A 13,245-nucleotide genomic window follows, 5' to 3' on the forward strand; every position below is an offset into this window, starting at 1 on the left:
GTTAGCTGAGAAGTGATTCCATCGGTACATCGTGGAATTGTGTTTGGTAGAGGCGCTTATACACCCCATTGCGACCAATGAGCTCCGTATGCGACCCAATTTCTAAAATACGTCCCTCATTCAAGACTACGATTCGATTGGCATGCTGAACAGTAGACAGACGATGCGCTATAACCAGAGTGGTCCTATTCTTCAATAAGACCGTCAATGCCGCCTGCACCATGCGCTCCGACTCGGTATCCAGCGAAGAGGTGGCCTCATCAAGGATAAGCAATGGCGGATCTCGCAAAATAGCGCGTGCAATGGCCAAGCGTTGCCGTTGGCCTCCTGATAATTTCACCCCATTTTCTCCAATCAGCGTATTCAGACCATCGGGCAATTGCTCAATGAATTCCCAGGCATGCGCCGCCTTGGCAGCCTCAATAACTTCAGTTTCACTGGCGTCAACGCGACCATATTGAATATTCGCCAAAATCGTTTCATCAAACAACACCGTATCTTGTGAAACAATCGCGATGTGAGATCGCAAAGATTCCAGCGTCACCTCCTGAATATCCTGCCCATCGATCAAAATAATCCCATCGGTTGGATGGTAGAACCGTGACACTAAACTGATTAATGTGGATTTCCCACTACCACTCCGCCCGACAAAAGCGATAATCTCCCCCGCTCGAATAGCCAGATCTATATTCGAAAGTGCAGGCCTCTCGCTGCCTTCATAACAAAAAGTCACGTTTTGAAATTCAAGGGAATGGGCCACTTTTGGCAACACAATATGGCCACGATCTTGTTCATACTCATTCCGCCGGTCAAGCATATCGAAGATACGATACCCCGCTGCGAGGGCACGCTGAATGGCCCCATTGGCCCCGGCTAATTTCCGCACCGGGGCATAAGCCATACCCAAGGCCAGCAAGAAGGAAAAAAACTCTCCTGGCTTCATCTGGTTCTCAATGACTAAAGAGCCGCCATACCAAATAATGACAGCAATCCCAGCCACGCCAATAATTTCCAACAAGGGAGACGCTAAAGCCGAAACTTGTGCCGATTTTATATTCGCGCGCATAAAGGCATGATTGCTTTTGCTAAACCGTTCGCCCTCAAGCTTCTCGGCTCCATAAGCTTTAACGATCCGAATCCCTTTCAGCGCCTCACTCACCGAGGAAGCCATATCGCCCATGGACTCTTGGCCTTTAGTAGAGAATTTCCGAATTCGTTTCCCGATTCGAATGATGGCAACGCCGGAGAATGGAAACACGAGCAAAACCAAAATGGCCAACTTCCAATTCTGATAAAAAGCCACCCCTAGCATGGCCACAAACGTGAGCCCTTGCTGAAAAAGATCTTTCACAACACTAGGGATCGCATTCCCCATTTCATTCACATCATTGACCACCCGGGCGAGGAGACGCCCGGAGGTATTGGCCTGATGAAACGGCATGGGCAAACGCAGAAATTGACCAAACAATTGATGGCGAACACCCGCCACCAACTGATGCCCCACATAACTCATGAGGTAGGCCTGTCCGTAACTAAAAAGCCCCTTACATGCGGCTACGCCCATAATCACGATGGGCAAAACCACCAAGAGCGCCTGATCTTTCGCAATGAACAAATCATCCATGACCGGTTGCATCAACCAGGCATAGGCCGCCGTGGTTCCGGCGACCCCCGTAGCGCACACCAAGGCGGCAAACAGTCGACCATAATACCCTCGAAGGTATTTCAGAATTCTCAAAAAGACGTCTAGGCTTGACATTCCGCTAACACCACCTCCGCCGCACGGTCTGAAGCACCAGGCGCACCCATTTGTTCACGAATAGAGATAAACGATTGTTCCATGGAACGATATCGCTCACGATCTTTCAAGAGGCTCATGGCTTCTTCAAACAATCGATCTGCCGTAGCTTCCTCTTGAAGCAACTCAGGAACAACCCCACGACCCGCGACTAAATTTACTAAGCCCAGGTGCTTGACCAAAGCGATGCGTTTCGCAATATGATAGGTCAGCCAGGATAATCGATAGGTAATGATCATCGGCGTCCCTACCAACGCCGCCTGAAGCGTAGCAGTACCCGAAGCCACAAGCAGCAGATCAGCCGCCGCCATCACCTCATTCGTCTGATTAGCCACGACCGTAACTGGCAATTTTTCACGATCAATCAGGGCTTCGAGGCAGTCACTGGAAATCGACTGCGCTTGACCAACGACGCACCGGACATCAGGATCGAACGTTCTCATTTTTTTGACTGCCTGAATCATTTCGGGGAGCAATGGTTGCACCTCGGAAAGACGACTGCCCGGCAGCACTCCAATAATCAATCCACCCTCGGGCAAGCCCAATTGTTTTCGTGCATATCGGCGGTCATAGGGAAGTGCGAGTGTGTCGAGCAGAGGATGTCCAACAAAGTCACAAGGCACTCCGGCATCTCGATAGATAGCTTCTTCAAAGGGCAGAATGACAATCATGCGACGGACAACTCGTTTAATCAAATGAATTCGATGCCGGCCCCAAGCCCAAATTTGTGGAGCGATATAATAAATCACCCTATGCCCAAGCTTTGCCGCCATTCTCGCCAACCGAAGATTCATGGACGGGTTATCCACGAATACGACACCATTCAAGTTCAATTCCTTGAAAAAACGTTTCATGGTAAAGAGATTGAAGATTCCCTTGCCAATGGTCACCGGACCTGGCACTCCAACCGCATCTAATCGTTTGAGGCCTTGAAGCAATTCCACCCCCGCGGCACGCATGTGCTGCCCCCCCACGCCCAACAATCGAATGTTGGGATCTCTGGCCTTTAAAGCCTTCGCCAAATTCGCCCCATGTAAATCCCCCGAGGCTTCTCCAGTGACAATAAGTAGGGTGGGAGCAGACATGGGCCAAGGTTGATGGTCAGAAGGATACCCCGGCCCCTTGGATCAACCGATCCGGGGCACTGGTTTTATGGATCGAGGCAATAATTTTTTGGGCCAATTCCATAGCGGCCAGACCCTCTTCTCCAGAGACTCCAGAGGATATTCCCGTTTGGATAGATTGGACAAAGGCCAGCAATTCCCGCTTGAGCGGCTCTTCTTCATTACCACGAATAGACTCTTCGACTACAGTTGACTCCTGTGACGCAGCCTGAACACGTCGATAGACAATGCCCTGCCGACTTTGGTAATCCACAGACAAATACAGATCCGATTGGAATAAGCGCATTTTCCGCAATCGGCCGGTCGACATCCGACTGGCCGTAAAACTCACGATGCATCCATCGGAAAATTCCACTCGGGCATTCGCAAAATCCACTCGAGAAGACAGCACGGCCACCCCAACGGCTTCCACCTTTTTCGCGTCTCCCAGTTTAAGGGACAAAATCAGATCCAAATCATGAATCATGAGATCTAACACGACATCCACATCGGTTCCGCGAAGTTGGTACGGTGCAAGTCGATGGCATTCGATAAACCCTGGTGCGCGAACGATTCCACGAATTACATCCATAATTGGATTGAATCGTTCGACATGCCCCACTTGTAGGGTGAGTCCTTGTTGGTTGGCAAAGTGGACCATCGCCTGGGCATCTTCGACTAATGACGCCAGAGGCTTTTCTACTAGAACATGCACACCAGCTTCTAAGCACCTCATGACCACCGCTCGATGATAAGAGGTTGGCACAGCCACGCTCACCGCATCCACCAGCTTTAATAACGCCTCCATATCTGGAATAACAGCCACGCCATGTTGCTGACCAATGACACTCGCCCGATCTGGATCCAGATCGGTAATGCCCATTAGCTGGACATCGGAGAATTGGGAATAGAGCCTGGCATGATGCTGCCCCAAATGGCCCACCCCAATAACACCGACTCTGAGTTTATCCATGGCTTCAATTCCTGGGTGTTATGAGGCGTAATACACAATACTTGGTACGAGAAAAAATTTTTGACGATTCACGAATTAGTCATCCCCACAATGGCTATTCCTGTGCGGTTGGCCAGCGCCAGCATGTCTTCTCGATCAAGAAAAATAGTTTTTCCTGCTTCAACGGCCAAAACGGTGGCTTTGACCTCCTGCATCACTTCAATGGTCTTTGGCCCAACAGCTGGCAAATCGAACCGAAAATCCTGCTGCGGCTTGGATCGTTTCACCACTATGGCTCCCTTGCGCGCCAATTGCCCCCCACGACGAATGGCTTCATCCGTACCTTCCACCGCTTCAACTGCGACAATGACACGATCCTTCACTACCACGCATTGCCCGACATCCAGCAATCCGATTTCTTTTGCCATCTCCCAACCAAAGCGAATATCTTCCAACTCCTTTTTTGTTGGTCGCCGTTTGGACAACTCTCCCACCGGGACTAAAATATCACTGAGCCCAAACGTGGATTCTCGAATTTTGATGCCCTCACTCTCAATTTCTTGGGCAATCGCGCGCAAAATCCCGTCGTCCTTCCATACCTTCAAGCGCGAGAACAATGCAATCGCGCGTAGGTCGGGACGCACGTCTGAGAACATATGCGTTTTCTTGATTCCGCCCAGCATGACGGCCTGGTGGATCCCATCATCTTTGAGCGCACGAATGAGTTTATTGAATTGGCCTATGCGAATCCAATGAATCCGGTCAACGGTCTGTTCTAACTCGGGCGCGGTCTCCCCGACATGGGCAACCGCCGATACCGTGTAACCAAGTTTTTTGGCATTTTCCGCGAAAATAATAGGAAATCGACCATTCCCCGCGATTAACCCGATGGATTCACCTGGAGAAGGCGGTGTCACAAGGGACGTTGTCCCCTGTAAAGGCTGGGACTTTAAGGTCAATTAGAACTCCTCTTGATCATCCTGACCTTTTCGAGCGGGCCGGCAGACTCCCCGCGTGGACGCTTCCAAAAAGGTCAACATCATCAAGACATCCTGACTATCTTGAAATTGATGCCTGGCTAGCTTTGTCGCTTCAGCCAATCGTTGGCCTTTGCGAAAAAGGACCTGATATGCTTGTTTCAGAACACGAATCCGCGCAGCAGAAAAGCCTCCGCGCCGAAGGCCGATGGCGTTGAGTCCATAGAGCTTAGAACGGTTTCCGGCGGCACGCATATAAGGCGGCACATCTCGGGCGACAGCGGAACATCCACCAATCATCGCATAATCCCCAATACGCACATATTGGTGAACCCCCACCAATCCACCAATCACCGCATAGCTCCCAATATGAATATGTCCAGCCAAGGTCGCGGCATTGGCCATAACAACGGAATCTCCGACATGACAATCATGCGCAATATGCACATAGGCCATCAAAAAATTATGCTTTCCCAAAGTGGTCACACCCCCGCCAAATGCCGTCCCACGGTTTACAGTGACATATTCCCGGAGAATATTTTCATCCCCAATGACGACCTTCGTGGGTTCATCATGATATTGTAGGTGTTGCGGAGGAGTGCCGATGGAAACGAACGGGAAAAACTTGCATCGGTGACCGATTTCGGTCCACCCCTCAATGCAGACATGGGACATTAATTCTGTACCCCGTCCGATTTTCACATGCTCCCCCACCATACAATACGGGCCAATTGTGACATCTTTATCAAGCTCCGCTTTGGGGTGCACAATTGCGGTAGAATGGATTGACATAGTCAGGGCCTCACTCCCACTACAGTTCGTATTATCAAGGACTCACCTTTCATAACAGTTTCTAAGGCCTTACGGTTCGGTTCTCGTGGTGACCATGGCGGTTGATTCAGCTTCACACACCAAATCATCACCAACAAACGCTTTGCCTTCCATTTTCCAAAAGGGAGGTCGCCGTTTTATCACCGTAACTTGAAGACGCAGCTGATCTCCGGGAAGCACCGGCTTACGAAATTTGGCCTTGTCAATGCCCGTCAAATAGACAACCGGCGGAGCCTCCCCTGGTGCAGAGCGAATCGCTAAAATTCCGCCGAGTTGAGCCAAAGCTTCGAGAATAAGCACCCCGGGGAAAATAGGGCGTCCTGGAAAGTGGCCCTGAAAAAATGGCTCGTTAATGGTGACATTCTTAAGGCCAATGGCCTTCTCATTCATATCTAATTCTGTCACCCGGTCAACCAATAAAAACGGATATCGGTGTGGCAGAATAGCTTGAATATCAATGTTATCTAACAGGATCTCACTCATGAGGCTCCTCCGCCAATGGGCTCCACTCTTATGTGCAGGAGTGAAAAAAAGAAACTTAGGTAACCGCGTTCATTACCAATGAGTATGGCTCCAAGGCCCATATTCCTGTTATGGGCCCCGCTGATTCAATTCCTCTAATACATTCTTGGAAATATCTAAACTTGGCTCATAATACCGGGTGGGAGTATTTGCCCCTTTTTCTACAACAAGGGCTAAGCCAAGCCGTTTGGCCAATTTTTCTACGACGGCATCAACATTGTCACGAAATTCGGTAAAGAGTTGCGCTTGCTTGCCCTGAACCTCCTGGTTCATGTTGGCCACTTTCTGCTGATATTCCCCCATCCTTCGGCGAAATTGTTCTTCACGCTCCTGTCGGGCGGATTGGCTTAACACACTCCCTTGGCGCAAGAGCTGACTTTCCAAGTTTCTGAGTTCTTTCTGCTCTAGCTCAATCAAGGTTTGACGATCTTTCATGAAGGCTTCAAGGGTTTCAGTGACTTGTTTTCCCAACTTTGATTCTTTGAGCAACCATTGGGTATCCACAACACCAATAGCCAGTGGGGCATCAGTCTTTTTCTCAATGGCAGGAGAAGATGACATACATCCACTGCTCAGCAACAGAACCCCCATCATGAGGCATCCTAGCCCATAACCTTTGATTCTTTTTCGAATCTGCAAAACTCCACGACATCCCAACATATTCACATCCTTTAAAAAACGTTCCCGACTGAAAATTCAAATACGGTTTCTTGTTCATTTTGTTTCGGATCTAAATTCAGCCCCCAAGCCGCACGCAAGGGACCAAACGGAGAAATCCATCGAACCTCAAGGCCAGTGGCGGGTCGGAGATCAAAGGAAAGATCAGTATCTTCCGCAAATCCTTTCCCATAATCGAAAAATACCACCCCATTAAGTTTGGCATCAGCCAACACCGGGAAAATGATCTCGGCATTGAGGACGACCTCTTTATTTCCACCCTCAAGTGTACCGCTGGCCGTCACGGGGCCCGCACGACCGAATTTAAATCCACGAACGGAATTAATGCCTCCCACAAAAAAGAGCTCGGTCAAGGGTACTGGGTCTCCACCGTATCCCTCGGCTAACCCAAACCGACCTCGAAAGGCCATCCGAAGATCCCAGATAGGAAGGGGAACATACTTCAGCCCATCTAGACTCACACGATAGAAGTTATTGGTGCCTCCAAATACCTCAGAACCGAAACCCAGCCGAATCCCCGATCGTGAACCACTTCGCGGGTCCTGAAAATTATCCCTTGTATCACGAAACAAGCTGGCCCGAAACCCAGTCGTAGATTGGTCTCCAACCTGACGAAGAATAAATGAAGGAGCATCTGAAGAGGGGTTGCTAATTTCAATGGCTTCTCCAACCAATGTAAAACTCCCCACAATATATTCCGAAAAGGCTCGACCGAATTGAATCGTTCCCCCACTCCGCTCTTCTTCATAAGTTAAGAAGTCCGTTTGCGTACTGAATCCATCCACTTGAAATGAGGTCGGACCATCAAATAGCGCAGGATTTCGAAACGTAAGAACACCTAAAGTCCGGCGGAAACCCAGCTGTCCACGAATACGCGCTAAATAGCCCATCCCGAACAGATTCCCCTCAGAGATGTTCGCAATGGCGGTAAATTGATCCAAGGTGCTAAACCCACCACCGATACTAAACGACCCTGTGGGCTTCTCTTTCACTTTCACCTCAAGATCGACTTTATCTTCCTCAACTTGGTTGGGCAGTATTTCAACGGTTTCAAAAAAGTTTAAATTATTGAGTCGCTGAAAACTTCGCTTAATAGCCACCGAGTTAATGACTTCTTGTTCATCAACTCGAATTTCTCGACGAATGACATTGTCGCGAGTTTTATCATTTCCAGATATGTGAATCGCCCGAACTCGAATCAGAGCGCCTTCCTTAATATTGAAGGTCACCTGTGTGGTCAGGGTTTCGGGGTTTGGAAGCAGCGAGGGAGTCACTTCCGCAAAGGAATATCCTTTTTCTCCGTATTTATCCGTGATCCTCGTGACTTCCTGACGAATTGTCGATCGTTGAAAAACATCATCAGGTTGAACTAGGGACTCTAATTCTAATTCTTCATTCTCGAAAATTTTGTTGCCGGTGAAGGTGACTGACCCAATGGTATAAGGTTGGCCTTCAATGATTCTAAAGGTAACCACAAAAGACTTTTTATCCTCACTTAACTCAACGGTAGGCACACCCACTTGAACGTCCAGGTACCCCTTATTGGAATAAAATTCTTTAATCCGTTCAACGTCATTCGGCAATTCTTCACGGCGCAAAATTCCCGCATCGGTCAGCAACGATACGAGGGGCACCCACTCTCGATTCGCCATGACCCCTAATAATTCTTTCTTCGTCGTGACGGTCAACCCCTCGAAAACGATGTTTTCAATTCTGGCGCGCGTGCCTTCCTGGATAAAAAATGTTATCCGATTCCGCGTATCATCGAGCGCCTGTACAATGGGAATGACTTTGGCATTATGGTATCCTTCCTTCTGGTATTCTTCCCGGATTTTTTCCGCGCTCGCCTTCACTTCCTTTTTATCCAAAAACACCTGGCTTTGAAGGGTCACTAATTCCTTCAACTTATCTTCTGATAATTCTTCGTTCCCATCAAAAACAATTTCGACGGTAAATGGTTTTTCTTTGACAAGAAAAATAACCCGAACCCCGTTGGGCACATCGGAGGTTTGCACTTGCACATCATCAAAGAAACCCATGTCATAGATGCGTTGAATTTGTTGGCGCGCAATGGCCGTGGTAATGGTATCCCCAGGATTCAATGTCACCCGGGCCAAGATAGCCGATTCTTCAATCCGCTGATTTCCTTGAACTCCAATAGATTGCACGATCATTCCTGAAGTTTGCCCAAGAACCATGGGCGTGTTCACAATCATGACACTGAGAACCAGTCCAAAACAGACCACGGCAAAACGAGCCGAGCCAAATTGCCTGACATACAGCCTCTTCAGCAGCGACCCCGGCCTCTTCCATCCTACATCCATGACAAAGCCTGTCGGTTCACGGCTTGGGAGGCAACGACACTGAGGAAGGAGCCAAGAGACCAAACCACTTGTGATATGAAAATCGAAGATCAGATATTGTTTTCCATGTTGAACAGGGCCCCTAAATGGGCGAACCACCCATCCTGCCCACTAGGGGACCCTGGTGGGCAGGGGCATTATAAGGTGCCTCCCTGAAGTTGTAAAGTATTGTCATTGCAATGATTTTCCTTCCTTGACATTCATTTTTTCCTTCACCTAGTATCCACACACTTCTTGGTAAATCCCTGTCATCATGGTGAAAAATTCAGCTCCACGAAAAGAAAGCACTAATAATTCCTCACCTTCTAAGGATTGGCAACTCTTGGCAATTTGCTTTCATCCTTACCTCTATCGTATTCCTACTAGACCTGCGAGAATAAAGGATTTTCAAGGGACTCGATAGATTATCAGATTCACATTCTGCCTTAAGGTTATTGGACTTATGACTGAAGAAAATGCCCCGAGCCCACAGAATATCGACATTCCAGACACCCTGCCGTTGATCCCAGTTCGGGATATTGTTGTGTTTCCCTATATGGTTCTGCCCCTCTTCGTGGGTCGAGAAATGTCGATCAAGGCGATCGAAGCCTCACTCGCCGGCGACCGATTGGTCTTTCTCGCGACTCAGAAATCGCACGACACGGAAACGCCGGGCCCGGAGGATATTTATTCCGTGGGGACCGTAGGAACGATCATGCGCATGCTCAAGCTTCCCGATGAGCGCATAAAAATCCTGGTGCAAGGCGTCAGCAAGGGACGAATTACCAACTATGTCCAAACAAATCCCTATTATACCGTTCAGATCGACCCCATTCCGGCCACACAGGCGGCGCCACCCTCTCTTGAAATTGAAGCAGTGATTCGTACGGCCAAGGAAACGTTAGAACGCATGACCAGCCTTGGAAAGGTTTTAATGCCCGATGTCATGGTCGTGATTGAAAACCTGGATGATCCAGGAAGGCTGGCCGACATCATCATCTCCAATCTCGGGCTTAAGGTAGAGGCCACACAGGAAATCCTGGAAACCGAAGACCCTATTGTTCGCTTGAAACAAGTCACGGATCTCTTGGGAAAAGAAATCGAAGTGATGTCGATGCAGCAGAAAATCCAGGCTGAAGCCAAAGGCGAGATTGATAAAACGCAACGAGAATACTACCTCCGCGAACAACTCAAGGCCATCCAAAAAGAACTTGGCGATTTGGATGAACGAGCGGAAGAAGCCGCAGAATTTCGTAAGCGAATTCAAGACGCTTCTATGCCGGAAAAAGTGTTAAAAGAGGCCGAAAAGCAGCTCAAGCGCCTGGAAAAAATGCATCCAGACACCGCGGAAGCGGCCACGGTTCGAACCTATTTGGAATGGCTGGTGGAAATCCCTTGGGCTCATGCCTCGAAAGACAATCTCGATATTCCCACCGCACACAAGGTGCTTAATGAAGACCACTACGATCTGGAAAAAGTCAAAGAGCGTATCCTGGAATACCTCGCTGTTCGAAAATTAAAAAAGAAATTGAAAGGGCCGATTCTTTGTTTTGCCGGCCCACCCGGCGTGGGCAAAACCTCCCTTGGCAAATCGATTGCTCGAGCGCTTGGCCGAGAATTTGTTCGCATAAGTCTTGGTGGAGTCCGCGATGAAGCAGAAATTCGTGGGCATCGACGTACGTACGTGGGCGCTCTTCCAGGGCGGATCATTCAAGGCATCAAACAGGCCGGGACCAACAACCCCGTGTTCATGCTTGATGAAGTCGATAAAGTAGGAATGGACTTTCGTGGGGACCCTTCAGCAGCGCTCTTAGAAGTCTTAGACCCAGAACAAAACCATTCGTTTACCGACCACTACTTGGGCGTACCCTTTGATATTAGTAATGTCATGTTCATCACCACAGCGAACCTAATCGACCCGATCCTTTCCGCCCTGCGAGATCGAATGGAAATCATCACCATCCCTGGGTACACCGAAGAAGAAAAATTTGGTATTGCCCATCGATTTTTGATTCCCCGCCAATTAGACGAACATGGAATCACCGAAAAGCATTTCCGGATCAGCGACCCAGCACTTCACCAATTAATCTCTCATTACACCCGTGAGGCAGGAGTCAGAAACCTCGAACGGGAAATTGCCAATGCCATGCGTAAAGTCGCAAAGCAGGTCGCGGAAGGGAAAACCAAACCACATAAGATCGTGCCAGAGACTTTGCAAAAGTACTTGGGGGTCCCAAAATATTTGCCAGAAACCGAGAAAGAAAAAGATCAGATTGGGGTGACGACGGGGTTGGCTTGGACCGAAGCCGGCGGTGATATTTTGCACATTGAGGCCACGGTGATGAAGGGCAAAGGCAGTCTCACACTTACCGGCCAACTGGGCGATGTAATGAAAGAATCCGCGCAAGCCGCATTAAGTTATGTTCGCTCACAAGCCAAACATCTCGGGATTAAACCAGAAGCCTTTACCACGACGGATATTCACATTCATGTGCCAGCCGGAGCCATTCCCAAGGATGGACCATCTGCAGGCATTACCATGGCTACAGCCATTGCCTCGAGTATGGCTAACATACCAGCCCGCCATAATGTGGCAATGACCGGTGAAGTCACCTTAAGAGGAAGGATCCTTCCTATCGGGGGGCTCAAGGAAAAAGTGCTCGCCGCCAAACGTGCCACCGTGACGAACATTATCATTCCCAAACGCAATGAAAAAGATCTAGAAGATCTCCCTCCACATTTATTAAAGGGAGTTAAATTCGTGTTTGCCGAAACCATGGGCGATGTCTTTGGCGCTGCGCTTTTGCTCCCCAAACCCCTCTTAAAACACTACAAACCTATAGCCATTGCACGGGCGACTCCCAAACACACCAAGTCAAAATCATCTCCCACCAGGGCTCCAAAGCCAAAGACACGGATAGCGGCCAAACCCACCACGGGAACCAAACGTCGCAAGACGTCTCCCACATCCCGCGCCACACGATGATTCACGCGTCACGGCCATCCACCCTTCAGACGATTGGAGAATTTGGCCTGATTCGCGCACTTGAACAACATTGTCATCATCTTCGATCTGACGTCCTTCAGGGAATTGGCGATGATGCCGCCATTCTTCGCACTACACCAAACGAAGCCCTCATTGTCAGCACTGATCTCGCCATCGAAGGCATTCACTTTGATTTGAGTTTTGAATCATTTCAGGATGTAGGCTACCGCACCGCCGTGGCCAATATTAGTGATATGGCCGCTATGGGCGCCACCCCAAAATTTCTCCTGGTTGGGTTGGCTGTTCCACCTTCGACGGCGGTCAAAAGTTTAAAAGACTTGTATCGCGGCTTCAAGGAACCATGTCGGCGATATAATATTTCTATGGTCGGCGGGGATACCTCATCATCACAATCTGGCTTGTTTCTTTGCATGACCATTCTCGGGCAGGTGAAAACCAATCACGCATTGAAACGTAGTGGGGCAAAGGTGGGGGATCACGTCTATGTCACCGGCACGTTGGGGGATTCAAAAGCTGGCCTTCAGATTTTACAACGACGAGCAACACAGAAAAATCCCAATGCCCCCCAGCCCTATGAATCATTTTTAATCAAAAGACACCTCCGCCCGACACCACGACCTGCCATGGGGCAACAGTTGGCCAAAAGTCGCTGGGCGCATGGGGCGATAGATATCTCTGACGGACTTTCCGGCGATATTCAGCATCTTTGCAAAGCCAGTGGCGTAGGGGTTGAACTATGGGCCTCGCAACTGCCCATTTCACGCCAATGTGCCACCTATGCAAAAGCCTACGGACATTCCTCCATTGAATTAGCGCTTGAAGGAGGCGAAGATTACGAGTTATTGTTTACCGTCTCTCCCCGGCATCAACAGACAATGGCCAAACTCTCCAGGACCTTTAAAACGCCACTTACCTGTATCGGCGAAATACGACCCCGATCCTTTGGCCTCAAGCTTAAGTCCGAGGGTGGAATCAGCCGAAGTATTGCTAAGCATAGTTACGATCATTTTTCAAAGAAACCGATCCGCTAGCTAA

10 protein-coding genes are annotated in these 13,245 nt (G+C 49.2%); 2 read left to right on the plus strand and 8 right to left on the minus strand.

Annotated features, from left to right (window positions below):
- Window position 1: 1 nt before the first annotated feature.
- The 8 genes from msbA to bamA all read right to left on the minus strand — a co-directional run bounded on the left by msbA (window position 2) and on the right by bamA (window position 9,185).
- Window positions 2–1,759 (minus strand): lipid A export permease/ATP-binding protein MsbA, encoded by a 1,758-nt coding sequence (msbA, locus tag PPG34_RS05600; RefSeq protein WP_313832164.1) that lies wholly within the window; start codon window positions 1,757–1,759, stop codon window positions 2–4.
- Window positions 1,747–2,883, minus strand: a complete 1,137-nt coding sequence (gene lpxB / locus PPG34_RS05605; protein WP_313832165.1) for a lipid-A-disaccharide synthase — start codon at window positions 2,881–2,883, stop codon at window positions 1,747–1,749. The genes msbA and lpxB overlap by 13 nt, the downstream gene beginning before the upstream one ends.
- Before the next feature lie 16 nt (window positions 2,884–2,899).
- Window positions 2,900–3,874 (minus strand): Gfo/Idh/MocA family oxidoreductase, encoded by a 975-nt coding sequence (locus PPG34_RS05610; RefSeq protein WP_313832166.1) that lies wholly within the window; start codon window positions 3,872–3,874, stop codon window positions 2,900–2,902.
- A gap of 68 nt (window positions 3,875–3,942) precedes the next feature.
- Window positions 3,943–4,812: an LpxI family protein gene (locus PPG34_RS05615; protein WP_313832167.1), complete on the minus strand. Its 870-nt coding sequence runs from the start codon at window positions 4,810–4,812 to the stop codon at window positions 3,943–3,945.
- Window positions 4,813–5,622, minus strand: a complete 810-nt coding sequence (gene lpxA, locus PPG34_RS05620) for an acyl-ACP--UDP-N-acetylglucosamine O-acyltransferase (RefSeq protein ID WP_313832168.1) — start codon at window positions 5,620–5,622, stop codon at window positions 4,813–4,815.
- Between the two features lie 69 nt (window positions 5,623–5,691).
- On the minus strand, window positions 5,692–6,144 hold the full coding sequence (gene fabZ / locus PPG34_RS05625; protein WP_313832169.1) for a 3-hydroxyacyl-ACP dehydratase FabZ: 453 nt from the start codon (window positions 6,142–6,144) through the stop codon (window positions 5,692–5,694).
- A 108-nt stretch (window positions 6,145–6,252) separates the two neighbouring features.
- Window positions 6,253–6,777, minus strand: coding sequence for an OmpH/Skp family outer membrane protein (locus tag PPG34_RS05630; protein ID WP_313832170.1), 525 nt, complete (start codon window positions 6,775–6,777; stop codon window positions 6,253–6,255).
- Between the two features lie 77 nt (window positions 6,778–6,854).
- Window positions 6,855–9,185 carry an outer membrane protein assembly factor BamA gene (gene bamA / locus PPG34_RS05635; protein ID WP_313832171.1) on the minus strand — a complete coding sequence of 777 codons (2,331 nt, stop codon included), beginning with the start codon at window positions 9,183–9,185 and terminating at the stop codon, window positions 6,855–6,857.
- Window positions 9,186–9,666: 481 nt separating this feature from the next.
- Here bamA and lon point away from each other — a divergent pair, with 481 nt between their 5' ends.
- Window positions 9,667–12,189, plus strand: a complete 2,523-nt coding sequence (lon, locus tag PPG34_RS05640) for an endopeptidase La (RefSeq protein WP_313832172.1) — start codon at window positions 9,667–9,669, stop codon at window positions 12,187–12,189.
- The gene (gene thiL, locus PPG34_RS05645) at window positions 12,186–13,241 is read left to right on the plus strand and encodes a thiamine-phosphate kinase (RefSeq protein ID WP_313832173.1); all 1,056 of its coding nucleotides are present in this window, start codon (window positions 12,186–12,188) and stop codon (window positions 13,239–13,241) included. The genes lon and thiL overlap by 4 nt, the downstream gene beginning before the upstream one ends.
- The last annotated feature ends 4 nt before the right edge of the window (window positions 13,242–13,245 follow it).

Source organism: Candidatus Nitronereus thalassa (assembly GCF_032191465.1).
Lineage (GTDB): Bacteria > Nitrospirota > Nitrospiria > Nitrospirales > UBA8639 > Nitronereus > Nitronereus thalassa.

Coding starts and splice junctions, on each gene's coding strand:
- msbA (WP_313832164.1), bottom strand. CDS start 1,759: ATGTCAAGCCTAGACGTCTTTTTGAGAATTCTGAAATACCTTCGAGGG.
- lpxB (WP_313832165.1), bottom strand. CDS start 2,883: ATGTCTGCTCCCACCCTACTTATTGTCACTGGAGAAGCCTCGGGGGAT.
- PPG34_RS05610 (WP_313832166.1), bottom strand. CDS start 3,874: ATGGATAAACTCAGAGTCGGTGTTATTGGGGTGGGCCATTTGGGGCAG.
- lpxA (WP_313832168.1), bottom strand. CDS start 5,622: ATGTCAATCCATTCTACCGCAATTGTGCACCCCAAAGCGGAGCTTGAT.
- fabZ (WP_313832169.1), bottom strand. CDS start 6,144: ATGAGTGAGATCCTGTTAGATAACATTGATATTCAAGCTATTCTGCCA.
- PPG34_RS05630 (WP_313832170.1), bottom strand. CDS start 6,777: ATGATGGGGGTTCTGTTGCTGAGCAGTGGATGTATGTCATCTTCTCCT.
- bamA (WP_313832171.1), bottom strand. CDS start 9,185: ATGGATGTAGGATGGAAGAGGCCGGGGTCGCTGCTGAAGAGGCTGTAT.
- lon (WP_313832172.1), top strand. CDS start 9,667: ATGACTGAAGAAAATGCCCCGAGCCCACAGAATATCGACATTCCAGAC.
- thiL (WP_313832173.1), top strand. CDS start 12,186: ATGATTCACGCGTCACGGCCATCCACCCTTCAGACGATTGGAGAATTT.